This window comes from Candidatus Neomarinimicrobiota bacterium (assembly GCA_021734025.1).
GTDB lineage: Bacteria > Fidelibacterota > JAANXI01 > JAANXI01 > JAANXI01 > JAANXI01.
The window spans coordinates 23,387-49,107 of sequence record JAIPJS010000002.1; the positions used below are offsets into that span (position 1 = coordinate 23,387).

General features: G+C 48.6%; 25 protein-coding genes. All 25 read right to left on the reverse strand.

Annotated elements, in window-relative coordinates; genetic code table 11:
• Window positions 1–10: 10 nt before the first annotated feature.
• On the reverse strand, window positions 11–997 hold the full coding sequence (pta, locus tag K9N57_02320; GenBank protein ID MCF7803002.1) for a phosphate acetyltransferase: 987 nt from the start codon (window positions 995–997) through the stop codon (window positions 11–13).
• Between the two features lie 7 nt (window positions 998–1,004).
• A complete protein-coding gene (gene coaD, locus K9N57_02325) occupies window positions 1,005–1,481 on the reverse strand; it encodes a pantetheine-phosphate adenylyltransferase (GenBank protein ID MCF7803003.1) in 477 nt (158 codons plus the stop codon).
• On the reverse strand, window positions 1,478–2,014 hold the full coding sequence (locus K9N57_02330; protein MCF7803004.1) for an RsmD family RNA methyltransferase: 537 nt from the start codon (window positions 2,012–2,014) through the stop codon (window positions 1,478–1,480). Before K9N57_02330 ends, coaD begins: the two co-directional genes overlap by 4 nt.
• On the reverse strand, window positions 2,011–3,141 hold the full coding sequence (locus tag K9N57_02335; GenBank protein ID MCF7803005.1) for a hypothetical protein: 1,131 nt from the start codon (window positions 3,139–3,141) through the stop codon (window positions 2,011–2,013). The genes K9N57_02330 and K9N57_02335 overlap by 4 nt, the downstream gene beginning before the upstream one ends.
• Entirely contained in the window at window positions 3,138–3,968 is an 831-nt protein-coding gene (locus tag K9N57_02340; GenBank protein MCF7803006.1) for a hypothetical protein, read from the reverse strand. The genes K9N57_02335 and K9N57_02340 overlap by 4 nt, the downstream gene beginning before the upstream one ends.
• 129 nt (window positions 3,969–4,097) lie before the next feature.
• Entirely contained in the window at window positions 4,098–5,093 is a 996-nt protein-coding gene (locus tag K9N57_02345; GenBank protein MCF7803007.1) for a hypothetical protein, read from the reverse strand.
• Between the two features lie 33 nt (window positions 5,094–5,126).
• Entirely contained in the window at window positions 5,127–5,339 is a 213-nt protein-coding gene (locus K9N57_02350; GenBank protein MCF7803008.1) for a helix-hairpin-helix domain-containing protein, read from the reverse strand.
• Window positions 5,340–5,605: 266 nt separating this feature from the next.
• Window positions 5,606–6,793, reverse strand: a complete 1,188-nt coding sequence (gene dnaJ, locus K9N57_02355) for a molecular chaperone DnaJ (GenBank protein MCF7803009.1) — start codon at window positions 6,791–6,793, stop codon at window positions 5,606–5,608.
• Window positions 6,794–6,795: 2 nt separating this feature from the next.
• Window positions 6,796–7,425: a nucleotide exchange factor GrpE gene (gene grpE / locus K9N57_02360; protein MCF7803010.1), complete on the reverse strand. Its 630-nt coding sequence runs from the start codon at window positions 7,423–7,425 to the stop codon at window positions 6,796–6,798.
• Between the two features lie 27 nt (window positions 7,426–7,452).
• Window positions 7,453–8,490 (reverse strand): heat-inducible transcriptional repressor HrcA, encoded by a 1,038-nt coding sequence (gene hrcA / locus K9N57_02365; GenBank protein ID MCF7803011.1) that lies wholly within the window; start codon window positions 8,488–8,490, stop codon window positions 7,453–7,455.
• 86 nt (window positions 8,491–8,576) lie between these two features.
• Window positions 8,577–9,452, reverse strand: coding sequence for an ABC transporter permease (locus K9N57_02370; protein ID MCF7803012.1), 876 nt, complete (start codon window positions 9,450–9,452; stop codon window positions 8,577–8,579).
• Window positions 9,449–10,102 carry a cell division ATP-binding protein FtsE gene (gene ftsE, locus K9N57_02375; GenBank protein ID MCF7803013.1) on the reverse strand — a complete coding sequence of 218 codons (654 nt, stop codon included), beginning with the start codon at window positions 10,100–10,102 and terminating at the stop codon, window positions 9,449–9,451. Before ftsE ends, K9N57_02370 begins: the two co-directional genes overlap by 4 nt.
• 77 nt (window positions 10,103–10,179) lie before the next feature.
• Entirely contained in the window at window positions 10,180–10,953 is a 774-nt protein-coding gene (locus tag K9N57_02380; GenBank protein ID MCF7803014.1) for a class I SAM-dependent methyltransferase, read from the reverse strand.
• A 27-nt stretch (window positions 10,954–10,980) separates the two neighbouring features.
• On the reverse strand, window positions 10,981–11,826 hold the full coding sequence (locus K9N57_02385) for a DUF3078 domain-containing protein (GenBank protein ID MCF7803015.1): 846 nt from the start codon (window positions 11,824–11,826) through the stop codon (window positions 10,981–10,983).
• A 93-nt stretch (window positions 11,827–11,919) separates the two neighbouring features.
• Window positions 11,920–12,507 carry a nicotinate (nicotinamide) nucleotide adenylyltransferase gene (nadD, locus tag K9N57_02390; GenBank protein MCF7803016.1) on the reverse strand — a complete coding sequence of 196 codons (588 nt, stop codon included), beginning with the start codon at window positions 12,505–12,507 and terminating at the stop codon, window positions 11,920–11,922.
• A gap of 6 nt (window positions 12,508–12,513) precedes the next feature.
• Window positions 12,514–13,296, reverse strand: a complete 783-nt coding sequence (gene bamD / locus K9N57_02395) for an outer membrane protein assembly factor BamD (protein MCF7803017.1) — start codon at window positions 13,294–13,296, stop codon at window positions 12,514–12,516.
• Between the two features lie 58 nt (window positions 13,297–13,354).
• Window positions 13,355–14,224 carry a hypothetical protein gene (locus K9N57_02400; protein MCF7803018.1) on the reverse strand — a complete coding sequence of 290 codons (870 nt, stop codon included), beginning with the start codon at window positions 14,222–14,224 and terminating at the stop codon, window positions 13,355–13,357.
• A 13-nt stretch (window positions 14,225–14,237) separates the two neighbouring features.
• The gene (locus tag K9N57_02405) at window positions 14,238–17,267 is read right to left on the reverse strand and encodes a hypothetical protein (protein ID MCF7803019.1); all 3,030 of its coding nucleotides are present in this window, start codon (window positions 17,265–17,267) and stop codon (window positions 14,238–14,240) included.
• On the reverse strand, window positions 17,264–20,311 hold the full coding sequence (locus K9N57_02410; protein ID MCF7803020.1) for a T9SS type A sorting domain-containing protein: 3,048 nt from the start codon (window positions 20,309–20,311) through the stop codon (window positions 17,264–17,266). The genes K9N57_02405 and K9N57_02410 overlap by 4 nt, the downstream gene beginning before the upstream one ends.
• Window positions 20,312–20,324: 13 nt before the next feature.
• Window positions 20,325–21,431 (reverse strand): PorV/PorQ family protein, encoded by a 1,107-nt coding sequence (locus tag K9N57_02415; protein ID MCF7803021.1) that lies wholly within the window; start codon window positions 21,429–21,431, stop codon window positions 20,325–20,327.
• A gap of 248 nt (window positions 21,432–21,679) precedes the next feature.
• Entirely contained in the window at window positions 21,680–21,844 is a 165-nt protein-coding gene (locus tag K9N57_02420) for a Trm112 family protein (protein MCF7803022.1), read from the reverse strand.
• Window positions 21,845–21,868: 24 nt separating this feature from the next.
• The gene (locus tag K9N57_02425; protein ID MCF7803023.1) at window positions 21,869–23,131 is read right to left on the reverse strand and encodes a fibronectin type III domain-containing protein; all 1,263 of its coding nucleotides are present in this window, start codon (window positions 23,129–23,131) and stop codon (window positions 21,869–21,871) included.
• A 4-nt stretch (window positions 23,132–23,135) separates the two neighbouring features.
• Entirely contained in the window at window positions 23,136–23,885 is a 750-nt protein-coding gene (locus tag K9N57_02430; protein ID MCF7803024.1) for an ATP-binding cassette domain-containing protein, read from the reverse strand.
• A gap of 15 nt (window positions 23,886–23,900) precedes the next feature.
• On the reverse strand, window positions 23,901–24,347 hold the full coding sequence (gene nrdR, locus K9N57_02435) for a transcriptional regulator NrdR (protein MCF7803025.1): 447 nt from the start codon (window positions 24,345–24,347) through the stop codon (window positions 23,901–23,903).
• 2 nt (window positions 24,348–24,349) lie between these two features.
• The gene (locus tag K9N57_02440; protein ID MCF7803026.1) at window positions 24,350–25,651 is read right to left on the reverse strand and encodes a serine hydroxymethyltransferase; all 1,302 of its coding nucleotides are present in this window, start codon (window positions 25,649–25,651) and stop codon (window positions 24,350–24,352) included.
• Window positions 25,652–25,721 lie beyond the last annotated feature (70 nt).

Consider the following 25,721-nt stretch of genomic DNA (forward strand, 5'->3'; position numbering starts at 1 on the left):
ACCCGTTTTATTACTCAGCATTTCCTGCCTGAACCGCTGCAATAGTAGCCACGAGGACCACATCGTCGGCTGAACAGCCTCTGGATAAATCGTGCATCGGCTGTTTTGTTCCCTGCACAATAGGCCCGAGTGCGGTACACCCGCCCAATCGCTGGGCAATTTTATAGCCGATATTTCCGCTGTCCAGATCCGGAAATATTAACACATTTGCGTGACCGGCAATTGCACTGTCTGGTGCCTTCCGTTTTCCGATATCCGGCATGATTGCCGCATCGAACTGCAATTCGCCATCGACCGGGAGATCCGGGGCCTTTTCTCTAAGCATAGATAATGCTCTGGTCACCTTATCCACGCGCTCATGGCTCGCACTACCCTTTGTTGAGAAAGAGAGCATGGCAACCTTCGGTTCTTCCTCAGTCAGCGCCTGATGCGTTTTCGCCGTTGAAATAGCAATATCAGCCAACTGCTCCGATGTTGGATCAGGTACGACGGCAGAATCAGCAAAAGAATAGTTCGTGCCATCCGGGGTAATCATCAAAAAATTCCCGGAGACAACTTTAATGCCCTCCGCCATTCCAATCCCCAGGATTGCAGCGCGTATCACTTTGCCCGTGGCGGTTGCAGCGCCGGCGACACATGCATCGGCTTCCCCCAGATGGACCATCATGGCTCCAAACATTACCGGGTTTAGCACTTCGTCCCGAGCCTGGTTCCTGTCGACGCCCTTGTGCTTTCGGTTTTCAAAAAACACTTCTATAGCTTCATTAAGATACGAAGTTTTCTGAGGAGTTACAATTTGAACGCCATCCAAAGCAATGCCAATTTCCTCAGCTTGTTTGCCGACATCATCGCTGTTTCCGATAAGCACAGGATTGACGAGTTTTTCCTTCGCAAGTGTAGCTGCCGCTTCCAGGATTCGTGCGTCTTCAGATTCCGGAAATACAACCGTTTTGCGTTCTGCCCTGGCGCGTGTTCGTAATGATTCAATAACATCCATACTGGTTCTACTCCGAAAATTTTTCCTTGAGGTATGTCACGATCTTCCCCGGGACATATGGGCTCACATCTCCGCCGAAGCTGGCGACTTCCCTGACAATTGATGAATTCAAGTGTGTATATTGTTCGTGCGGCATCAGAAATACCGTACTGAGTTCTTCCGAGAGTTTTCTGTTCACCAGGGCCATCTGGAATTCGTATTCAAAATCGCTGACAGCCCGGAGCCCGCGAATCAGAGCGATAGCCCCTTGTTCTTTGGCATATTCTACCAGCAAGCCCTGAAATCGGTCTACGGAAACATTTTTCACGTCACAGACTTCTTCAATCATCTTCACCCGTTCCTCGGCCGTAAACAGGGGATTCTTACCTGGATTCTCTGCCACACTGATGACCACATGATCAAATAGCCGAACAGCCCGTTTAATGATATCAAGATGTCCGAAGGTAATCGGATCGAATGTGCCGGGATATATTGCTTTTTTCATTCCAGTTCTCCGTAAACGGTTACGACAGTACCGCCCATCGATTCCTGCCGGATTTCTGTGATATGGTCCGGTAGTGTCCCGGTGATAGGCAGACTCGTTTCCAGAAAGAATCGTCCGGGTTCGGTAAGCCGGTCTACTGCCAGTGGGATGAGTTTCTCAATGTCCTCGTATTCATAGGGTGGGTCAGCCACTATAAGATCAAACAGAGCTCCCGCCTCCTTCAAAAACTTGAGAGCATCAAGGCGTATTACCTGAGTTCGGTCCTCATATTCGGTTAATGCAATATTTTCCGTGGTTAGTTTCACTGCCTTAGATGCCGAATCAACAAAGGTACAACGCGAAGCACCGCGACTGAGTGCTTCTATCCCGAGGTTGCCGGCGCCACAGAAAATATCAAGGACGGTTAATTCACTCACGTCATACAGGACTGAATAGATCCACTCTTTGGTTCGGTCGGTCGAAGGACGTATAGATTTCCCGGGGGGATTATGAAGATTGAGGCCTTTGTGCTCGCCAGCAATCACCCGGGTCATAGATTCTCTGCACCGAATAGTGTGATAAACAGTTTAAAAATATACTGGTCAGAAGTATTCGCATTTCCCCGGGGCGCATAAACATAAATTTTAGAGACCCCGAAATTGTACCCATAATTCTTCAGGGAATGAATCACCCGAATAATCCCGGTCTTTGTTCCGGCCATCTGGATATATAACGGTCCCCTATTCCAGCCATTGACGTTATTGACCTGTTTCGCGTTCCACTCGGTAAGTTCAATTGTCGGAATGCTTATCCATTCCTTTAGTTGGTGGTGTACATCACCGATATCGACCTGGCGGAGATCGGTAGACTCTGCTTGCCGTTCCAGCGCTGTCAGATTTGCATATACCGACACCTCGGTAAAATTGTCACTGGTGAGTCCGGTTACCTGAAATAATTCTATATTACGGATAATACTGGTGTTTGTTACCTGCCGGCGTATCCGGTTTGCAAATGAGGGCGATTCGGTGATCGCACTGAGCGTCAGATGTTCATTCCCGATGGATAAAAATCCGAGATCACTTTGGTTCTGGATACTACTCAATAGGCGATAAGCGCTTTCCAGTTTTTTCTTGCCATGTGCTACCGCATAACGTAATTCCTGATCGCTAAATTTCTGAAAATAGCCGGGGGATTCAGCTCTTTCCGGGATTTGTTTGGTCTCCGGCGGCACCTGCTGTGACGCTTCAGCGGCGGGCTGAGTAGTAACCGTATCCTGGGTAATTTCCTGTACCGTCGTATCCGTACTCACCGGCACCGGTTCCGGCATATCCGATTTGTGGAAAAAGGAAAAATAAGCCGTCACACCAATTGCAATAAGCAACAAGAATACAATAAATCCGGTAGAGGGCCCCCTGGATAATGCCGCATCTTTCGGGGGGCGCTTGCGGGGCGGCTGTCCCGGCTGTCGCTTCTTCCCTCTCGGGAGATGAACCTTTGGTTCACTATCTTCGGCTGGTTCCGTTTCCTGCAGTTCTTCTTCAGGCTCTGCTGCTTGTGTTTCCGCTTCCTCAGGGGGGACGCCGGTCGGTTCTTCTTTTGGAACACCAGCATCTTCGGGAAGGTCAGATTCCAGCGGATCCTGGCCCAGGCGATCTTTCTCAAGCAGATTTATCCTGATCATAATGTGCCTGCCACCGCCTGTCGAATAGCTCCGGCAACCTCCGCATACTTTGATTCACCCGCCAAATCAGCTTCATCTCTGAAATTGACATGGAATCCCGAAAATGAAGGGAGGTAACTGTACCCTGTCTCGGACTCCACAGCAAAATGAATGGCCTCCGGGATATCCAGCCCGTAAACATGAACCGGTATGGATCCCATCGACTCGCCACTCAAAACAGCGGACAAAACCGCTCGAAATTCTTGTGCGACCGACATCCCACCACTACACCGGAGTAACTGGGGGCTTTCATCAGGTTGCAACCGATACAATCCCGCCCCTTCAATAACCCCGTTACTGAATTGCGTAATTTCGACCGTGTCTGTGGTAAACCGGGCTAAATACCTCATTTCGTTGGCTTGCGGAATATTACTGGATGCACTAACTGCGCTTAACTCGGCTGACTCGATGGTCAGATGGATTTCGTCGGCTGCCGCCTTCAAATTTTGCAGCAGTTTCTCCGGAAGATTGACACTTAGAATTTCTTCTATGCCGTCAGAAGTTCGCATAGGATACAGCCGGGTTTCCAACCGCTCATATTGGGACCCGATCCGTTTTTTTGCCTCCCAGTGAAGAAATTCACGTTGCCGATCTGGTGGTAATGCGGTATCGACATGTGCAATGTAAGAATGAATCCATTCAGGAGGCAGAACAATACTCAGTATACGATCGGGAAAATGCAGATCATTTTTGACGATCTGAAGTATTTCGTGAATTTCGCCCCGGAAATCCGGGGTTGTAATATTTCCCAGGTGCCAATCAGACGAAAGGTGAGTTTGGCCGGCCATTTCAATAACCGGTTTTCCCCCGTCAGTAATTTGTTGGATATAAACAACAGCTTTCCCAAGGAAAGATACGCCAACCACCCTATTTTCGCCCCAATCTTAGTCGAAGGTTCACCACGGGATGTGTGGGGATTATTCCTCTTCCCAGCTTACTTCCCCGTCTTCAATAAATCCATGACTGGTATCTGAAAACGCAAAGACCACATAGCGGCGTTCTCTATATTCACCTTCGATGGGAGAAGTGATACGTAAGTGCTGGACATCTCCACCGGTAATTCGAATTTCGTACGGTTTGCCGGTGAGTGGACCATACAACCATTCTTTTGTTGGCCGGTTCTGAATAGTTTCGGTAATCCACCGGGTCTCTCTGGTAATGCTCGTATCAATAAATCGAATATTCTCATACCGGAACTGCATATCACTTAAATCCCGCTTGGGAAACCAAAGTGTATCCAAAGCCGTAGTATCTTCTTCATCGGCAGATATAATGGCATGGAAGGAAGTATCAAAGACCGTGGTTTCAGTACGTTTGGAGGTAACAAAGGTCGTGTCGTACGCGCCTGCGTAGTCGCGGCCGACGAATAAATCATATGTAAACGGAATCGTTACCGTCTGTTGCCCTGACCATGTCGTATCAGCTTTGACGGAATCATAGGCTGCAGAGAGGAGCATATGAGCAAATTGCCCGGAATTGGTGGAATCATCTACAGCTACATTGTTAACATACTCAACTAGTTCTTGCCAATACGCCTGATACGTGGTATCAGCCAGGGTCGAATCAATCCATTCAACGATAGCATTCCGTTCAACATTCAGAGTAAATGATTTAGGAGGAACCGTTAACGACTGGTTCCCATAGAATTCTACACTGTCTTGTAATGAATCGTAGACCGCATTGACAACGGTGATGGCGTTTTCACCGATTTCCGTATACGAATCGGTCAAATCAAAAAAGACATTTTCAACTTTCCACAAATTTTGCATATTCTGCCGGCTTTCCTGGCGATACTGTTCTTCCTCTTCCCATATCTGTTTTGGAATCATCAGAACGGCGAAAAGAACACCAACCAACAGTACAATCAGCAGGTTTAATCCCCAATGCTGTTTCGATTCAATTTCGTAAGCCACGCTACCTCCTAATTCATTATGGGCTGACTCGGTTTAAAAATAGATAAATGGTTTCAATTTTTGAATTGTAGCCGGGCCTATCCCCTTCACTTTCAGCAAATCTTCAAACGATTTAAAATATCCATTCTTTTCGCGATGTGCAATAATTCGTTTAGACATCGCGGGGCCAATCCGGGGTAATTCCATCAGGGATTCCCGGTCAGCAGTATTAATATTAAGCTGTAAGGAGACCCGTTGATTAACCATCGGAGCGAGGGCGGGCGTTTTGCTGGTGGGAGCCTGATGCGTTTTCACCAGAGAATCCACCTGAGTTGCTCGCGCAACCAGCAGGGAATCCGTAAATTGTTGTTGGGCTGTGGGAACGGAACGATACGATTGAACCAGCCGGATGCCGCCGCTAACAAACAGGGTGATGACCAGGAAAGTAACCACCCGACGTTCCTGTGTAGTCAGCCGCAAGTGCCCCTCTGCTAATTCACTTAAATTTAACTACTGATTGAGCATAAACTCAGTCAGGCGTTGAAGGCATTCTTGACTTTTTCAAACAAACCGCCTTCTCCGTTTTCCCGGTGTTCTTCATCGAATTCCCGGAGTTGCCGAAACAGTTCCTTTTCCTCATCGGTTATTTTCTGAGGTGTAAATACTTTCACCTTCACCAACTGGTCCCCCTTCCGGGAGCTTTCCAGGGATGGTAATCCTTTTTTCCGCATCCGGAGCACTTTTCCGGATTGAATTCCTGCTGGAATTTTCAGGCTGGCTTTTCCGTTCAGGGTCGGAACTTTTATTTCGTCACCCAACACCGCCTGGGAGATCGAGATGCGTGCTTCAAGAAGAATATCATCGCCTTTACGGGTAAAAAATTTGTGCGATTTTTCCTCAAACAGTACAATGAGATTTCCGGGTGGTCCGCCGTGGGGTCCTTTGTTGCCTTCGCCGCGAATTGTCATATAGTTCCCATTCGCCACGCCGGCCGGAACATCCACTGCAATAGTTTTTTCCTGCTTGACCAATCCGGATCCGCCACATGTCCTGCAGAGGTCCTCAATCACTTCACCAGTTCCATCACAGTTGGCGCATTGTCGTACGTTCACCATCTGCCCAAAGATGGATTGAGTGCTCTGACGTACTTCACCCTGTCCACCACATACCTGACACGTTTTCACGGCATCGGGATCTTTGGCACCGCTGCCGTTACATTCTTCGCAGCGTTCCAGACGCCGGACTTTGACTTTTTTGGAAACGCCTTCCGCAATTTCTTCCAAAGATAACTTGAGCCGGATTTTCAGGTCGCTTCCTTTGTCCGAGCCGCGTTGCCGGCGCCGACCGGAACGACGTGCTCCTCCGAAGATATCGCCGAATCCACCGAATCCGCTACCGCCACCACCGCCAAAGATATCGCCAAACGCATCGAAAATATCTTCCACATTGGAGAATCCACCAAAGCCCTGGGCACCAGCACCGCCTGCACCAGCACCACTACCGACGCCCTGATGTCCAAAGCGATCATACTTTTTCCGCTTTTCTTCATCCCCTAATACGGCGTAGGCCTCTGCGGCTTCCTTAAATTTCTTTTCAGCTTCAGGATCGTCCGGATTTTTATCCGGATGGTACTTCACGGCCTTTTTGCGATAGGCCTTTTTAATCTCATCCTGCGAGGCATTCCGGTCGATCCCTAAAACATCGTAATAATCTTTCGGCATATCTATTTACTCACCACAACTTTAGCATGTCGAAGAACTTTATCTCCCAATTTGTAGCCGCGTTCGAATTCCTCAACAACGGTTTCGGAATCGTATTCGTCCGACTCACGGACCATCATCGCTTCATGGAGTTCCGGATCAAACGGCTCACCGACAGAATCGATGGGTTCTACCCCGCGGCGCTCCAACAGGTTCTTGAAATTATTGTAGACCAGCATTACGCCCTCCTTTAATTTTTCGAAAGAGGATTCCTCCCTGGTCGAATTTACAGCCCGTTCCAGATCATCTAGGATCGGGAGCACATCCCTGAACAAATCTTCATTGGCAAACTGCACCTGCCGTGAAAATTCGCGATCGGTCCGTTTTTTATAATTCTCGAACTCCGCAGCAATTCGGAGGTACTTGTCGTTGAGTTCGTTGTACTGGGCCTGCAGTTCATTCAACTGCTGCTCTAACCGCTCTTCTTCCGAAAGTTCTTCCTCTTCCGAAGCCTCGACCTCACCCTCCTGTTCGTCGTTCGTCGTATCCGCCGGTTCTTCCTGTTGACCGTTTTGTCGACTATCTGCTTCTTCGTCGAATATTTCTTTATCTTCAGCACTTTCCTGTGCTTGATCTTTAGTCTCTTCTGCCATAATTAAATTCCTGTAATTCGCTTTCAATTACGTTTCATTTGATTGTTCACTGATTAAATTCGCCGTTACCCGCACTAATGCTGCAATCCGGTCATAATACATCCGTTTTGGGCCAAGAATGGCAATGGTCCCCGTGAGACCGCTATAATTATAGGTACTGGCGACGATACTATAATCCGAGATTACTGCCCGCTTATTCTCTGAGCCTATTGTTATAAAGAGGTCTTCGGTTGAATCCTCATATCCCTGGAAAAGATCCGCTAATTGCTCTCCCTGCTCGACCAACTCCATAAAACTGGTCATTTTTTCCGGATCCTGCAGTTCCGGCTGTCGCACGATATTCTTTGCGCCGGAGACATGGACATCCACCCTTTCGGTAAAATCAAACAACGAATCGGATTTTTCCAGGATCATCTGAATTAACTCATCATCCGAATCCTCCAGATCCCGGAAGCGTTCATCAATGGTTCGCTTTACCTCTTCCAACGTTAATCCGGCCAGCCGTTCATTTAAAAGCTGCGAGATGTCCGGAAGCCGTTCCCGGGGGATGGCATGTGCTACTTCGATAATCACGGTCTTCACGATTCCAGACTTAATGTTGATGACGACTAACAGTTTATCACTGGAGATTTCAACCAATTCGAGCTTTTTCAGGATGCCCTGATAAAACTGTGGAGCCAGAACTATCCCAAGCTCGTCGGACAACTGCCCCAGAACCCGGGAAGTCTTTTTCAGAATTTCTTCCACATCCTGAGCATTCTGATCCACTTCCAGAGTTAACAGACTCCGTTCTTCCTTGGTCAGACCGGAAATTTTCATTAGCCAGTCGACGTAGTACCGGTACCCCTTATCCGTCGGAATCCGGCCGGCAGAAGTATGCGGATGGGTCAGATAGCCCTTATCCTCCAGATCGGCCATAGCATTCCGAATCGTAGCCGCACTGACATCCAGCACCGAATTCTTTGCTACATTCCGGGAGCCTACCGGCTTTGCCGACTGGACAAAATCCAGGATGACGGCTTCCAGAACGGCATTTTCTCTATCTGTTAATATTTCAGCAACCATCTCCGTTACCTAATCAGTTTTCACCAGATTATATCTGGAAAAATTATCCCCTATTTCAAATAAAATCAAGATACAACTCCCCACTGTTATATCCGGATCTGGGTAATAAACATCTTGATTGACCTGTAACTCCCCAGTAATCCAAACAATATTCCTGCTCCAATTACCCCGACAATCATTGGTAAATCCATTGCCAGGTTCGCCTGAAAAAAACTGCGTAACAAATAATTTGTTCCCTGGATGGCCCCGTATAATATACCCAGTGACAGGCCTGCCCCGATAATCCCCTGGAGCAACCCTTCTATGATAAACGGCGTCTTAATAAAAAGATCCGTGGCGCCAACCAGGCGCATTATGCGAATGACTTCCCGCTTGGCAAAAATACTGAGTTTAATAGTGTTTGCCACTAATAATATGGCCGCTCCAAGAATTATAGCCAGAATGATCCCTCCTCCGATGAGGACGGCATTAAAATAGCGGTCCAGCAGGCGCAACAACCCTTGTCGATACTGTACCTCGTCCACCCCGTTCATGCGGGATAATTCCTGGGCCACCAAAGATACGTCATTATAATCGTGATTGCGGGCGTCCAGAAATACCGTATATGATTCCGGTAGCGGATTGGCATCCAACACCTCATTGATATTTTCACCGAATTCTTCCCGAAACCGTTTCGCCGCATCCTCTTTGGTAACATACTCCCACCCCGACACCAACTCCGACTGTTCTAACTGCTCCTCAATCCGGGAGCGGTCGTAATCTGTGGCGCTGGGCAGCAAAAATACCTCCACGCCAAACTGTGATTTCATGGCATTGAATCCACGATACAGATTGGTGCCTCCCAGGTACGCCATCCCCAGTAGTGTAAGTGATATAGTTATCGTCAGGATGGCGACGAACGAGGGAAATTTCGCACGTGTCAGCCCGGTGAACCCTTCCTTGATTAAAAATCCGGCGCTCATTGGTCCACCATGGCTCCCTCTTCTAATCTGATCCGACGAAACGGAGTCTCTTTAATCAGATTGTAGTTGTGCGTCGCCATCACAACAGCTGTTCCTTTTTCGTTGATGCGCCTCAGTAGTGCCAGTATTTCCCGGGCCACCTGTGGATCCAGATTCCCGGTGGGCTCATCCGCCAGGAGCACAATCGGCTCTTTTACTACAGCCCGGGCGATAGATACCCGCTGCTGTTCACCGCCTGAAAGCTCCTGCGGATAATACTGAGCTCGGTGGCCTATTCCAACACTGTTCAGAGCTTGCAGGACACGCTTCTTAATCTTACGCCGGCGGACACGCATCACACGCAATGCCAGGGCAACGTTATCGTATACATTCCGGTCGTGCAACAGTTGAAAATCCTGAAAGACCATTCCCACCCGCCGGCGCAGATACGGGACACCATCCTTTTGCAGCATGCTGCTGTCAAAGTTATCGACTACGACTTTTCCGGATGAGGGTTTTTCATCCATGTAGATTAATTTTAAAACGGTCGATTTCCCGGCCCCTGAAGGGCCAACAATACAGACGAATTCCCCTCTGTGGATGCTGAAATTGAGGTCGCGCACTCCGCTTCCCCGGGAAAATCTTTTCGAGACGTTATAAAAATAAATCATGGATTAAGTTAACATACCTTTTGTTGGAACGAAACTTAGTAAAATTCTCAACAGCACAAAGCACTAATTTCGCAGGATTACTTTTTTACCACGACATGCACTCGTTCAGCCTCGGATGTCGCCTCCCGGAAGGACTCATCTTCATAAAAAAACCACGCTGAGAATGGCGAATCCTGCAAACATTGGTCAATTTCTTCAATGGTATACATTTTTTGTAAATGCTTTTCCAGAAATACCTGCTCTTCCTCTGTATCCTGCTCCCAAATATAGAACTCCGTCAGATTCAGCCGCTTCCTGGGCATAAAAGTATTCACCCGCTCATAACCATAGCGATCCGCTTCGTAAATCTCATCCATATCGATGAAATTATTTCGGATATTGTCCACGGTAGAAAAATCAAAGAGATAACTTCCCTCAGCAGTGAGATGGGAATAGACATTCTCCAGATGGTGTTGCACCCGAGTGGGATCGGTATAATAATTGACGGAGTCCTGGATATTCATAATCAAATCAAACTGGAGTGTCGTCGGCAAATGCGACATGTCTCCTACCCAGGACCGGCTCCGGAAATTCGGAAAATATTCATACAATTTTCGTATCATCGGCAGGCTTTGATCCATACAATACAAGTTACCGCTCCAAGTCTTCATATATGGAATAGTCCGGCCTGTGCCGCAAGAAATGTCCAACGTACGCTCAGGTACAATATCGTGTTTTTCCGCCAGCGACTGATAATAGCCAATCCACACCTCATAATCGATGTGAGCCATTACGGTGTCATAAATTGCCGCTAATTTGCTGTACGGCGGTACTTCCGTTATCTGTTCAGATGGATACGCGCCCTGCCTCACAAGCGGAATAATCCGAAATTCAGTCTATTAGAATATCGCATAATGTAATCCGACGGTTGTGGACTCCTTAATCTGGCGTTTGGTATCGATATCCCGGTCATACCAGAGCGTGAATTGAAACTGGAGGGTAATATTTTTCCTGAATCGAACAGCAAGATAATTTTTCCAGAACACATCGACTGTATTGAGTGCTTTCAAATCAGAAAACAATTCAAACTTGCTCTTTACTTCGACATTATCGCTAAAATTCTGGCTGTAATCAGCGACGAATTCAAGACCGGATTCGATTTTGTAGGTATCTGTGGAATCATCCATCTGCTCCTTCGCATACTTCGGGGCGAATGTCTCTTTGACAGAGTAGCCCGCCCGCGTCACAAGGATTTCTTCGATAGCATGGGTAAATCCCAGAGATTGTGTGACGTATCCGGGGTCAAAAAAAGCAGAGTTTTGTGCGGTATTTTCACCATCTACATAATTATATCCCGGAAGCAACTGGGTTTTCATAGTGAGTGCAGCATAGGGATCCACTGGCGGCTTAATCGTAAAGGAGTAAATTGATTCCAGTTCGAGACGATCATCCGTCTTCTGGATTTCCTGGCGATCAACCCGGGTATAATCCAGCACATAAAACGCCGTGTTTCTCCATTTCGATTTTTCGTGTTCATAGGTGAACCGCATGTCGTTATACCAGTTCAGACTTAAGGTATTCCGTCCACCTTTGGACCAGTTATCAAAACTGGTATGTGCAAATGTAAGATCGGTGCCCCACGCATTTTCCCAGGCTTGTGTTGCCGTAGAGTCTTCTTGCGCAACGAGTGCCACTGGGGAAAAAACAAATAGGAACGAGAGTATACCTATACGAATCATATTCATGTGTCGTCCTCCTGTGCTACAATCAAAATGTTTTGTTTATGTAATGTACTGAACAAAATGTGGATTTTAACGGAAAAATGCGAAAGGACGGAGTTAGCCGTCAACGTACAGATTGTTTTTCGTGATATACTCTTCAACGGCCGGAAGGACCTGATATTTAATCGACTTTCCCGCTTTCATCCGGGTGCGGATGTCGCTGCCAGAGATTTCTATCTCCGGGAGATCCAGAAATTGAACCGCATTCCGATACGGGGTCTTTCCATCAATGGGAGCATTCGGACGAGCTGCAACCAGCACTGTACATTCACGGACTAGTTCGTCGGCCTGCTTCCAGGAGTCGAGTTCGATCAGGTTATCCGCACCGATAAACAGGCCAATATCTTTCCGTGTAAGTCCTTGCTCCTCTTTAATCTCCCGGACGGTATCGATAGTATAGCTGACCCCCTTACGATCGATTTCTCTGGGATCTACCTCAAAATATGGATTTCCCTTACAGATCAGCGAAAGCATTTCCAGACGATGATCCGGGCTGCTGATATCGGCATCCTGTTTGTGGGGCGGAATATACGCAGGAATGAATATAATCTGTTGAATACTATGGGAGTCGCGGAGAATCTCCGCCAAGAGCAGGTGGCCCCAATGCGGCGGATCGAAGGTTCCGCCCATCAGACAAATTTGCACGGAGAATTACTCCAGATCCTTGGAGTTATCAGCGACAGCCGGGGTCTCGCTCAGTTCCTGTAAAAGACTCTCGGCTTCAATGCGAATTTCCTCTTCCGGATCACGGTTTAATAATTCCCGGATCTGGGTGATTGCTTCTTCATCCCGATCCAGGTTCATCAATGATTTGGCTCGTTCAAGTCGGGTAATGTTTGCCCAGGGCGTATCGTAATACTGGCTGAGTAATTCATCGTAGTAGATAATCGCAGAATCATATTGCCGGAGCACATAGTAAAGGTGCCCGTTGCTGTACATTTTGTGCGCCAACTTTGCCCGCAGTTCATCGATCAGGCCGGTCAACTCTTCCGCATATTGACTGTAGGGGTAACTTTCCAGGAAGCTCTGCATGGTATTAATAGCTTGCCTGGTGTACTGTTGTTCCAGTTGATAGTGTGGTGAGAGTTCCACCAGGCACATCCCGAGTTTATATTGGGCTTGCTCCACCAGGGGACTCTCCGGATACCGGCGCATTAACCGGCGATATTCTGAGGAGGCGACTACATATTCCGAAAGTTCATAATGAGCATCAGCAACAAAGAGCTGTGCGTCATCAGCATGCTCACCACCGGGATTGTTCAGGACAACATAATTAAAATCCTCGATTGCCTTGTAATACTTTTCGTCCTGGAAATATTCTTTTCCACGGTTGAACCGGAACTCAACATCCTGCTGTTCCCGCCTGGCGCCCCGGTTGCATCCAAGGAAAATTATCGCAGTGAGCAGCAGGGTAAACCAATGTGTTGTGCGCATATGTTTCATCATAGTATCGTCAAAGGTATGGGTGGAATGCTTCGCTTTCAATGAGTTTTTACCATCTGCACTCCAGGTTCACGGTACTGATAATTTCATCCTGAACCTGAGCTGGTTGATACCGCATCTGCATACGAAACGCTGTCCCCTCGTCGGCCTCCGGGGGAAACAGAATTGTTTCAAATGCTGAGGCGATGTGGTTAAACAGGACCCCGTAAATAAACATGGTACTGGTTTCCGCGAAGCTGTTCGCTTTGTCCCGTAATAACTTATTCTCATACCGACTGGGATTGATTTCGTCCGAATCTGTCGTATTATCCGGGTTTGCCGGATCATATGTATCCCACCCCATAGCAAACTGATCATACTTGTAGGCGTTTTCGTATCCCTCGTGGTCCCAGACCATCTCCCAGTCTTCCGGGCAGGTGGTCGGCGGACACGGATAATCCACACTGTTGTTGGTCACCGGATAGGCAAACTCTTCCCCGGTTGGTTTATACCGGATATGTACGGTATGCGTTGACGGATCACTCTGTGGATTATACAGATCAAGCCAGTCAGTAACACTCCAGTGGTCCTTGGCATGGGCCTGAAATTCATCCTTTTTATCCGCATACTTCTGATCGTACACCGAGTATCCAACGAATGCCGCGACTTCTATTCCCAGGAATATGCCACTGTGAGTATATTTTTCCTGGGATAATTGTCCCCAGCCAGGAATAAGCGCTGATTTAAAAAAGTTCTTGTTAAGCGGTGACTGCGGCAATCCTATGGAATCCTCCTGCGCTTGCAGGAGATAGGTATTCCACTCAATTACCGGGGATCGGGTAAGCCGGTTCTCCGACCGGAGCTGCGTGGCAAAATCAGCTGCGGATACGACGCTGCAGAGAATGAGGAAAACGGTAAGCAGACTTGTTAAATAACGCATGGTATACTCCTGATTATGTATCGAACTCAAACAGTAATTTCAGGTAATACCGCCACTCTTCCCCGTAGCCTTCCGTGTCATCGGACTGGAGCGTGAATGAGTTAAATCCGTATGCTGCATCCAGGGTAATGGCGGTCGGATACATATAAAAGGAAAACCCGCCGATCCGCAATTCCATGCCGGCAGCCTGTTTCCACTCGATATTGTTAATTCCGTCCGTCCAGGCGTCGCCGATCTGGTAATACGGCCCCAGGTAGATATCCCGAAAATTAAACTGAACAAATCGCCAATTCGCACCGGTGACCAACGGTACCATCCATTGCACCGTGTTATTCCATAGCCGCGATCCTTCGATGCTATAAAACGGATATCCTTTGATACCGGGCATACCACCACCAAAAAAATGGAAAAAGTCATCCACATTTTCCTTGGAAATCCATCCGGTATGGATTTTTCCTGTGAGCGCACTCTTGTCCCAAAACGGCAGGGTGACGCCGACATTCAGTTGATTCTCGATTTTATGATAATTGTTTGGTGTATACACTTCTTCCAGCAGGCCGGATTCAGAGATACGGAAGTCGTTGATAAAGTCGTTCTGCTCGTAACTATAAGCAACACTCGTTTTCAGGTGGGTTCCGCTATTGATATACGACAGCCGGCCGGTACGAAGTTTAAACGGTTCCCAGTCTACATCGAAATGCAGATGGCGGCCTATATAGTACTCGTAGCGCAACTTGGAGATAAAATTATTTTTATCAGGGAGTGACGGAATTTCTTCTGCGGAAAGTAGATATTTTATGAAGGTACTATATTGTTCAAATCGACCGTACAAGTCCCAAGACAGCTTCCCTAGCGGAAACCGATACCACTCCCCTCTGACGCCGAAATTCGTTTGCATGAGTGTAAACCGAATATCCGCCTTTTCCTGGGGATCGTTTGGCCCGGTGAGTTCCTCATGGAAATAAATTTTCTCGGTAATATTCCGGGTCAGAAATGCCAGATCCGCATAGAGGGTGGGCTTCAATTTGTTATAGTCGAACGCCAGGAACAGGTCAATATCTTTGATACGGTTAATGCTGGCAGAACCAATCACGCTCATCTGCTCCAAAATTTCGTTGGAGAAGAAATAAACGCCTGGCTTTACGGTCCCGTATTCAATCATCAGGCGGGGGACGAGGAACATATGCGAGTATTGGGAGGTATATTCCTCTGCATCCAGGCCGACCATATTTTCATCATTATAGTCGGCGGATGGTATCTCCTCGGGAAAATTTTTGTATTCCATTGAATCCGGCGTAACCTCCCCGTTGGGCTCGAATCTTCCCAGGCGATAGCCAGCGTCCTCATACAGTGCCAAATAGAGCATTCCGGATTCGGTCACCTCCGGCATAAATGCCCCACCTGTTACATTCGTGAGCGCCCACTCTTCCCCGGTATCCAAATCCCTCTGGTAGATATTGAAGATTCCCGTGCGATCGTCAGCAAAGGTGAGTGTATCGTTTCGGAGGACCGGTGTCCGGACATCCCAGCGATAATCCATGAGGAGCGTGAGTTCGTCAGCGTTCAGAAAATACTGGTATATATCACGACCAAATGTGGTATTCATGTCAAAGACTATAGAGGAACCGTCCGCAGAGAACCGCGGAGCAAAAACCTGCTCACCGTTACTGAAATCAGTGATTTTCCGGCTGGAGTCCGCGGCAAAATCGTACAGATACAGGTTCTGCGATCCGTCAAAAGATGAGACGTACACCACAAGTGAGTCCGTTGGTGACCAATCCGGGTTTTTTACGCGTTTATTTTCAGTAAGCCGCTCTTCCTCCTCTTTCTCCAGATCGTAGAGGTAAAGATCGTCATAGAGCGATCCGTATTTTGTGGGCTGACTTGGATGCGTATACACCAGTTTTCTACCGTCCGGCGCCCATCCGGCGCTCGAAGTCGCAAACGGCGAGATCATCCGGGATTTCTCCTTCGCAACATCATACAGGAAAAGTCCGGTTTGGGAGAGATAATCGTTCCCCTTGTTTGAGAGATATGCCACCAGCGAATCGGTTGGACTCAGGCGGGGATAGAAATTACCCGTGCTCTCACCGGAGAGGACTTCGATATCGCTTTCGGCACCACGAATATTCGCGGTGTGAAACGAGTAAAACTGTCTTAGTGAATCGGCCCAGTCAGTATAGACACTCTGCCCTGACCTGCCAGTGACGCGGCGAACGGCGTTGTCAAAAGAGATTGCGAGCGGTGACTGCATCTCATCCGTAATTCTGTGCAGGGATTTGTCGCCGTATTCTCTGGCAATATAGGACACGAGCGAAAATCCCTGGTTATACACAGATTCATTTCCAACACCCTTTTTCCCAAAGACATTCATGCCGTTCCAGGACAACAGATTCTCATGGAGCACGCGGTCCCGGAGAATCATATCCCGGTGGGAATCCCAGTAATCGTATGGCGTTTCCCTTACATTGTACTGCGCAGCTCCCTCAGCGAACCACGGCGGAATTACCGTACCTGCCACAGGATACGAAACCAGCGTATTCGGATATCCCCGGATGACATCCTCCCGATGCTCCCGTTCCGGATTTATCCACTGGAAGTAAATTGCCGGGACTTTCCGGGTGAACTTCATAGAGGCGTAGAGCTGGACAATATGGGTGAATTCGTGAGTAATCACGTCCCGGAGCCAGTTATGGCTGCCGCGAAGTTCAAAATCCAGCGGAAGCGCCCAGATGACGATCTTGTTATCGTAATAATATGCCGCGCCATTGGAATAGTCGTCAGTATCCTTCAGAATGAGATGCGTCTTTGAATCAAGTTCCACATCATACAGGTCGGTGACCGGGCCGTGAACTTCTTCGGCTATTTTTGCCGCAACACGAGCAGAACGCTCTGTCTCCTCATAGAAATGGACGTAAAAATGCTCGGTTTCAATAGTGAACCATTCCAGTTCCGGATGATTAGGTGTATTCAGTTGAGCAGAACCTGATACCGCACTGAAAATCATAAATCCCAGGAAAAACGCATGAGCCAATCGTCTCATCGGGTGATCGCAACCTTTACAATCTCGGTCTGGTTGATTCCGTTTCCGGTCACTTCCACCTGGCCGAAATAGACGCCGCTTGGCAATTCGGAGGTACTCCATGCAAATTCATATACGGATTCATTGGAATGGACGTTTAGCTCCCAGTTTCTGATAAACCGACCGGAGAAATCATAGAGTGAGACAAGGATTCTATCCCCCGCATTCACTTCGATTCGGAATGTGGCAAATTTTGATTTTATTGGATTGGGATAGACATAGGCCCGGCGAATCGGCTTATCATCCGGAGTGCCTGGTTCTAATACAGAAGCCGGTACATATCTGCTGTTGGATGCGTTCCCGTTTCGGCCACTCCAGAGAGTACGTCCGGCTTCAACACCGGATTTAAGCGGTCGGGAATAATACCCGTAGACCTGTCCGGATTGCCCCTGCACGAGTACGGAGTGGTCGTTGTTTTCACTTCCGAAATACAATGGCGCACTCACCGGCTCACCGATATCGATTGGGAAGTAACTCAGAGTGCTGCCGTCAGATGCAAAACCATAGATCTGTCCGGAATCATTCGCCGCAAATATCTCCGGGGTTCCGTCGAGATTTGCATCGCTCACCCCGAACGAAAGGTTTCGGTAATCGCCGTCAAGGTCGATGGGAAAATTATTGACCAATGCATCATTATTATTGTATGCAAAAATTCGCCATTCACCTGTTTCAGTCTGTCCGAGTGCAACAAGTTCATTCCGGCCGTCTGCGTCCATATCTGCAGCAGCAATCGTATGGTACTGGATTGCACTTTGATCCGCGGCCTCAACATATGAGATGTCATTGGCCGAATACACCCTTAGTCCTCTGTCATTTCGAATATAGACCTCATTCCCGGAGGTAACTAACTCTGAGGCTGGCTCTTCATCCCGGAGCACAACATCCTGGCCATCTGTGCTCAAATACAGACCGTTCTCAGTGCCAATGTAGAGATTCCCGTTATTCGTCAAACTTATTGATTTTATCGAATCAGGCACCTCTATAACCCAATCCGCTCCCCCACTGGTATTAACTCGGTGAATCTGATTGTGATCCGTACCAAAGATATAACCGGTCGTGTCGTCAATCACCTGAGTGACCGGTCTCCCCGCTACTCCACTGAGCAACGAGCGTTGCACAAGACTTCCGTCGTTTTCAATGGTCAATGTCTCCACAAATACCGAATCCGGTCCCACCCCGGAATTCACTTCCAGCAATCCAAAGACTGCCTGGTTTTGTTCATTTATTCTGCCGGCAATCGACTCAATATTCCGGTTGACTCCACCTGCTGGAAATGTAACGATATTGTTTCGGTTCTTTATCCAGACTTCCAAAGAATCCGGAGTGTTTGCTCCTATGGCTGTACTCACTAAAAAGTGATTGCTCCCGTATCCCAGCGAAAGAAAATGCGCCGGATCGCTGGCCAGACCGGTGATCGGGTAACCCGGAACATCCAGGTCAAAATCCACATGCACCTGAACCAGGGAATCAGCGGCCGGTATCTCTGTGATCGCAATGCCGGAAAACGTCCCGCTGTTTGTATATGAATCCGGATGTGTCTCCGGAGTAAAGCCGATGGTAGAATCGGCGTCAGTTGAATAGTCGGGATTCAGATGGAAAAACCCATCATTCCCGGCGAACCACAGGTCAAAAAACCAGCCGTTTTCGCGACCGCCGCCAAACACACCATAATACTGCCCAATGTCCTGTGCTCCGTCAGCCTCCTCCAAATCGATCGCGCGTCTGTCCGGATCGGTGTTAATTGCATTCTCAGCAAGCCCTGCCTGGATCTGTGATTCATCCACGTGCCAAATCAGGAGTCCGTCACCCGGAATTCCGGCATCATATTCTTCTACATCGGTTATGACGTGTGTTTCCGGATCCCGTTCGACAAAAAGCGTATCAAAATTCACCATAAACGAGTCCAGCGAAGACGACCTGATCTGACGCAACCGGTTTTCCACGAGATAGTATTCCGAGTGATTGATGGGAATTTTGAGAATTGTCGGTTCCAGCCCTCCGGCTTCCGGCGACTGAACACTGTAATCACCGGAGCTATTGACCGTTTTGGCCGTGTCCCACCCGGCATAGAGCCGCGTCCAGGCGCTGGGATAGGACGGTGCAATGCCGTTGGCGTTATTTGATCCCAAATCCATAAGTCCGAACTTTCCAACAACGGAGGCCCCGGTTTCGGTGTTATACAAAGCCGGTAACCCGATCCTGGATCCAAAAAGCAATGCAAAGGTACCGGTTAGTCCGATACCGATATCCAGCTGGCTCTGCGTTTCCGGCAAAATGAGTACGTGTTCAATTCCGGCATTTTCTAGTTCTGCCCGCCGCGAATCCGAAAAATGGTCCTGGAGAAATTCCGCATCCAGATAGGCTGACTGGATATCGAATGGCGAGTCGTCCAGCGGAATATCAAAATCCTGTCCGACTCCGGCGTGCGCAATGACCAGTGTGGAATATTGGCTGAAATCCACATCACCTTTGGTGAGGTCATAAGTTTCATCAAGTAATTTCGCCCAGTTACTCTCCTGGGTGGTATCAGCGAACCCTTTACCGTAACCCCGCATGGTCTCGGACAGGGTATAAGCGCCGTCAGTATCATTGGGAAATATCGGGGAGTTTTGCCAATCGATGGTAAGTGTATTGTTGGACACGCGGGAGTAGTAATTATGGAGAGCAACCAATTGGTCCTTGAAATACGCCGCGTTGTGCGGTGGGGGATCGATGATGGTATCGGTAATCGTAGTGGTGTCACTCAGGTCAAAGGTTCCATCACCTGTGGTAAGCACCGACGTATCCGGCTGAAAATCAACCCGGACAATTGCCAGCCGGTGATTCCCGTTCACAACGTTGTTTGCTACAGTGAAATTACCGGACAGCTGCACATTGGATTTACCCGGAATCTGGGCGGTAATCACTGGGATATCTGCAATACAGACGAACAGAAAAGATAATACAAAGATATTTTTTGCGAGAGTGCGAGCTCCCCCGCTGAACAGAGAACCGTAATGTTTCAAGATGATGTCCCCGCTAGAATTGCATATTGAGCGAGAACCGCATCGTATTGTTCAGGGGGTGATTATCGTCACCGGCAATGTATCCAAAATCAAACCCGTAGTTGGCGTACCGGATTCCGGCACCAAAGGTCGGAATCGGATAGCCACCGGCTTCGCCCGGATCATCACTTCCGGAGGTGAAGTCACCTGACACCTGGTAGAACCCGCCCACGCGGATGGCAAACATTTGACTGTACCAGTACTCGGCGCCAAAGTTGTGCAGGATCTGGTTGATTTCCGTCTGGGGGTCATCATCGAACCAGCTGGTGAAAATCGCCTTGTAGAACGGAACCGCCCGGCCCTGGTCATCTTTGGCAACCAGCATCTTGCTGGCATCGTATACGATGTTGACGGTATTGTGTTCTCCCTGGATGGCCGCAATATTCACCCCGACCCGCAACGTGGTGGGCGGCGGATCAGCCTGGTCAGCGTCGATAAAGGTGACGCTGGGCCCCATATTGGAGAGCGTAGCGCCAAAAGCTAATCTATCTGTAAATAATTGTTTGTTTAAATATGCCAGGTCGAATGCAAAATCGGTAGAGGCACCGTCCTTATCCAGTTCGGCCGCGGCGCCCTCCGGCGCGAGAAACTGCCGGTACACCTTGGCATTCATCCCGAATGCGGAGTGGTCATTCAATGCCGCGCCATAGGAGAGGCTGATATTCCACATGTAGCTATAAAATGTATCCAGGGCGTCCGGACCGGTTTCGCCGGTTCGGATCTGTTCCCCGAGACTGAGATACACAAAGTGGGCGCCAAATGTCCCGAGATTCGGGACGTTACGCTGATAGGCAACGAATTCGTAATAAAGATCGTCTGCCAGTCCCGGAAGCCAGTTGACGTGCATGGCAGCCAGTTCCTGTTTATCCTGGAAGGCAAGCCCTGCAGGATTCCAGTAACTGGCGTATGCATCGTTGGCCAGCGCGACTTGCGCTTCGCCCATACCGCCGGCACGGGCCCCTGGTGCAATTAAAAGGAAAATACCGCTCGCTTCGCTCTGCGCGAAGATTAACCCCGGAGATCCGATCAGAAGCAGAACGAGCAGCGTGTTTCGTACAAGTGTATTAAGGGTTTTCAACATAAAGCCTCCTTCATGCGACAGAAATCGAATGCCCTTTCATTCGCGTCTGTCTCTGAACCTGAGTACAGGTACATGTTCACAGTCCGTATTTTGTTTTCGGCAGGATTTCCTGCCAGGATTGCCAGGCGTATACCTGGGTTTTCAGTTCCCTGATATCAAAGGTTCAGTAAACGATCTCCTTGGTTGTTGAATTACTTGCATAAAGCGAGAATCTATACGGGGGCGGTCCAAATGTCAAGCCCCAATGATTAGAAACTTTCCGCCTCATCAATGAGCATAATCGGGATGTCATTTTCGATATCATATTTCAGCCGACATTCATTGCAAATCAGTTTTTGATTCTCTTCGTCATATTCAAGTTCCTGCTTGCATTTTGGGCATGCTAAAATCTCTAACAATGTTTGATCGACCATGTTCCCTCCTAATTTTCAACCAAATTAATCACTTGGTAACCGTTGTACAACTAATTCGTGCACCTTGCCCCCAAAGGAGCCATGGCTTTGAACGGCGCCGTCAGGCTGTATGCGGTAGAAACGCTCGTTGTCGTAATCGGCAGTCAGGCACGTGCCATCCACAGGATTTACTGCGATGTCATACAACGAGCCGGCACCGGTAAACATGCGCGTCGACTCTTCCCCCTGATATCGATAGATCCTGTAGATTCCCAGGGATGAATTATAGCTCCTGATCCACAGGCTGTTGTCCAGATCGCTATACTCGATCTGAACCGGATTGTCCACTTCCGTGATTTCGCCTTCCTTGTTACCGTTCTGAAGTATAACCACCTTCCCCGCTTCCCGAAGCGCTAAAAACATCAGGTCATCGCCGGCATCGGCTATGGACGTAATTTCAGATTCTTCCGGCACCTCATAAAACCGAACTTTTTGATAATTCCCCGAACTCATCCAGAGCAGGGAATTGTCTTCAGCTATCCAGAGGCCGCCATTACTGCCAACAGCCCCGGCGGTGAGTTTTCCCGAGAACCGGACGGTTTGAGTGGTTTGGCTCTCGATATCCACAGCGACAACCGTACTGTCTTGCCGCAGCATAAAAATTTTTGACGACCCCGCCGTTTTAAAAATATCCAAGACCTGATCCAGCTCGCTGACAATGAGGGACGGTTCACTTCCTGGCTGATACCAATACAGGGCGCCTTCATACCGATCATAAATGAGTACCAGATTCCTGAATCCCGGTGCTATAATAAGTTCCGGGGCGATGAAGATACTAATCGACTCATTAAGGTGAAAACCATCATGAGACAGGTGAAGCATCGATTGCGCTCCATCTGATAACGCCCAGTACCGGGTCGGTCCGGGAATAATGGTATCCGGCGTCGCCAAAAACGTTTCATCCTCATTCCCATTCGCCGAGACACTGTAAACATATGGTGTAAGATTTGTGACATCCGTATCTGTAAACCGAGAAACCGAGTCGGCCACTGAGGCAAATTTGCTGAGCGTATTTCCTTGTAATGCCCGATAAATGTTATATCCAGTGAGATCCGGGCTGTCCACAGGACTCCAAGCCAGCGTCACCCTGTTGCCGGAAGATTCCACTCGTAAATTGAACGGTTCTGCCTGAGTGTCAGAGTTCGGGTCAAACGGATTAATGCGCTCCCTGTCGTAACAACCCGTTATTACAACCACAAGTATGATAAGCAAGAGCGTTCGCGTCCGATATTTGTGAAGTTGTTTCATTTTGTTAATCTGAATTACCGTTTAAGTCATAGGATGCGCCCGTAATAAATTCCTGAGCCAGCGGATGTCCTCCGTTCTCAAATTCTGAAGGCGTCATGACCGCCTGGATTTGCCCGTTCTCCAGCAGGGCGATCCGGTCGGCAACCTTCATCGTCGCCGCCATATCGTGTGTTACGATGATCGAAGTCGTCTCAAACTCCCGGTTAAATTTCAAAATCAGGTTCACAATCATGTCCCCGGTTACCGGATCAAGACCGGTGGTGGGTTCATCATACAGCAGATATTTCGGCTGCATGGTAATTGCGCGGGCAAAGGCGGCGCGTTTTTTCATCCCGCCACTTAGTTTTTCCGGTAAAAGATGAGCATTTTCCTCAAGCCCCACCTGTTGAAGACAGGTCATTACTTTTTCCCGGATCCTTTCTTCCGGTTCATTTGTAAGTTTGCGTAATCCCAGCCCTACATTCTCTTCAACCGTCAGTGAGTCCAGCAAAGCTGAGCTTTGAAAGACCATGCCAAACTTTAGCCGAAACTCTCGTTGCTGATCAATGGAAAGCGGGACAATATCTGTGCCCTCAATAATCACTTTCCCGCTGTCGGGGGCAATTAAACCAAGAATATGCTTCAGCAGAACGGACTTTCCTACGCCGCTTTTTCCCAGGATGACCGTAATTTCATTTTCGGGGATTGCCAGAGATAAATCCCGGTAGATTTGACGGTTATCGAATCGCTTATACAGGTTTTGTAATTCGATCATGAAAATTGGTGTAAACTAGTCCATACCCTGGATTTCGGCTTCAAACGCGCCCACATCCTGAAAATCCCGGTACACCGAAGCAAACCGGATGTACGCCACTTTATCCACAGTTTTCAAATGCTTCATCACCACTTCACCGATCTCCTTGGAATGGACTTCTCTGGGATAGTTACGTCGGATTTCGTTTTCAATATCTGTGACTAACTGCTCGATTTCTCCGCTGGAAAATCCTCGCTTGTTCAGCGCAATTTTCAACGAGTTGTACAGTTTGACACGGAAAAAATCTTCGCGCCCACCATTGGATTTAATGACGGTCAGCTGCTTCGGAGCGTAGTATTCGTAGGTGGTAAACCGTTCCTGACATTCGTCGCATACCCTTCGGCGCCGCACCGAATTATCCCGTTGAACATACCTGGTCTCAATCACGCTGGTCTCGGTATGCTGGCAGAAAGGGCACCACATGGTTACATACCGATCTCAGAATAGAGCGGGAATTCGCTGCAAAGCGACAGTACTTTTTCATGTACCGATTTTCTGGTCGCCTCACTGCCGATATCGGAGAGAATAGTATGAATCAACTCGGCCACCTCCCGCATTGCTTCTTCGTCAAACCCGCGTGTGGTCAGTGCCGGCGTCCCTACACGAATACCGCTTGTTACGAATGGACTTCGCTCATCGAACGGCACCATATTTTTATTTACGGTGATGCCAGCCGCTTCCAGAGCCTGCTCAGCGGCCTTGCCTGTAATACCAGTTGCAGTGAGATCGATCAACAGGAGATGCGTATCCGTTCCGCCGGAGACCAAATCATATCCATAATCGCTCAGGGCTCCTCCGAGTGCCTTCGCATTGGCGATAATTTGCTTGGTATAGGTTTCGAACTCTGGCTGCAGCGATTCTTTAAACGCAATGGCCTTTGCGGCAATAACATGCATCAACGGGCCGCCCTGGATGCCGGGCATCACGTTACTGTCCAGAATCTCCGACAGATTTTTCACACGTCCGCTTTTGGATGCCGTAATATTCCAGGGATTTTCTCCGTCTTCCCCCAGTAGAATGAGCCCCCCTCTGGGGCCGCGGAGTGTTTTATGCGTGGTAGAAGTAACAACATGGCAATACGGAATAGCGTCGGGAATGAGTTTTTTTGCGATAAGGCCGGCCGGGTGGGCAATATCCGCCATCAGAAATGCATCGACTTCATCGGCAATCTCACGAAATTTGCTGTAATCGATGGCTCTGGGATAGGCACTCGCTCCGCAGACGATCATCTGGGGTTTATGCTCCTGTGCCAATGCCCGTACTTCATCAAAATTTATCGTTCCCGTCTCCTTTTCGACACCGTACGGGACAATATTATACAATTTTCCGGAGAAGTTGACCGGACTGCCGTGGGTCAGATGCCCGCCATGCGCCAGGTTCATTCCGAGGATGGTATCTCCGGGCTCGATAAAGGTTTGGTAGACGGCCATATTCGCCTGGGAACCGGAATGCGGTTGAACGTTGGCATGTGCAGCTCCGAACAGTTCGCACACGCGCTCTCTCGCCAGGTTTTCCGCCTGATCTACCCATTCACAACCACCATAATATCGGCGGCCTGGATACCCTTCGGCATATTTATTCGTCATGATGTTTCCCGCGGCTTCCAATACTGCAGGACTTACAAAATTTTCCGATGCAATGAGTTCCAGCGTCTCCCGCTCACGCCGTAACTCCCCCTCGATTGAGCGATAGACCTCGGGATCCTGTTGACGAATAGTTGAAAACATTCCCTCTTCATCCTCCAGATTTCAGATTATTGAAAATAGCAGGAACCGGCAAAGTCATTGTCTCTGCCGG

Bases quoted from the DNA above. Each gene is read 5' to 3' on its own strand.
- ftsE (MCF7803013.1), bottom strand. From the start codon at position 10,102: ATGATTTATTTTTATAACGTCTCGAAAAGATTTTCCCGGGGAAGCGGA.
- K9N57_02370 (MCF7803012.1), bottom strand. From the start codon at position 9,452: ATGAGCGCCGGATTTTTAATCAAGGAAGGGTTCACCGGGCTGACACGT.
- pta (MCF7803002.1), bottom strand. From the start codon at position 997: ATGGATGTTATTGAATCATTACGAACACGCGCCAGGGCAGAACGCAAA.
- K9N57_02350 (MCF7803008.1), bottom strand. From the start codon at position 5,339: ATGGTTAATCAACGGGTCTCCTTACAGCTTAATATTAATACTGCTGAC.
- K9N57_02420 (MCF7803022.1), bottom strand. From the start codon at position 21,844: ATGGTCGATCAAACATTGTTAGAGATTTTAGCATGCCCAAAATGCAAG.
- K9N57_02385 (MCF7803015.1), bottom strand. From the start codon at position 11,826: ATGAATATGATTCGTATAGGTATACTCTCGTTCCTATTTGTTTTTTCC.
- K9N57_02430 (MCF7803024.1), bottom strand. From the start codon at position 23,885: ATGATCGAATTACAAAACCTGTATAAGCGATTCGATAACCGTCAAATC.
- bamD (MCF7803017.1), bottom strand. From the start codon at position 13,296: ATGCGCACAACACATTGGTTTACCCTGCTGCTCACTGCGATAATTTTC.
- coaD (MCF7803003.1), bottom strand. From the start codon at position 1,481: ATGAAAAAAGCAATATATCCCGGCACATTCGATCCGATTACCTTCGGA.
- K9N57_02440 (MCF7803026.1), bottom strand. From the start codon at position 25,651: ATGTTTTCAACTATTCGTCAACAGGATCCCGAGGTCTATCGCTCAATC.
- K9N57_02335 (MCF7803005.1), bottom strand. From the start codon at position 3,141: ATGATCAGGATAAATCTGCTTGAGAAAGATCGCCTGGGCCAGGATCCG.
- dnaJ (MCF7803009.1), bottom strand. From the start codon at position 6,793: ATGCCGAAAGATTATTACGATGTTTTAGGGATCGACCGGAATGCCTCG.
- K9N57_02405 (MCF7803019.1), bottom strand. From the start codon at position 17,267: ATGAGACGATTGGCTCATGCGTTTTTCCTGGGATTTATGATTTTCAGT.
- K9N57_02425 (MCF7803023.1), bottom strand. From the start codon at position 23,131: ATGAAACAACTTCACAAATATCGGACGCGAACGCTCTTGCTTATCATA.
- hrcA (MCF7803011.1), bottom strand. From the start codon at position 8,490: ATGGTTGCTGAAATATTAACAGATAGAGAAAATGCCGTTCTGGAAGCC.
- K9N57_02330 (MCF7803004.1), bottom strand. From the start codon at position 2,014: ATGACCCGGGTGATTGCTGGCGAGCACAAAGGCCTCAATCTTCATAAT.
- K9N57_02415 (MCF7803021.1), bottom strand. From the start codon at position 21,431: ATGTTGAAAACCCTTAATACACTTGTACGAAACACGCTGCTCGTTCTG.
- K9N57_02400 (MCF7803018.1), bottom strand. From the start codon at position 14,224: ATGCGTTATTTAACAAGTCTGCTTACCGTTTTCCTCATTCTCTGCAGC.
- nrdR (MCF7803025.1), bottom strand. From the start codon at position 24,347: ATGTGGTGCCCTTTCTGCCAGCATACCGAGACCAGCGTGATTGAGACC.
- K9N57_02340 (MCF7803006.1), bottom strand. From the start codon at position 3,968: ATGGCCGGCCAAACTCACCTTTCGTCTGATTGGCACCTGGGAAATATT.
- grpE (MCF7803010.1), bottom strand. From the start codon at position 7,425: ATGGCAGAAGAGACTAAAGATCAAGCACAGGAAAGTGCTGAAGATAAA.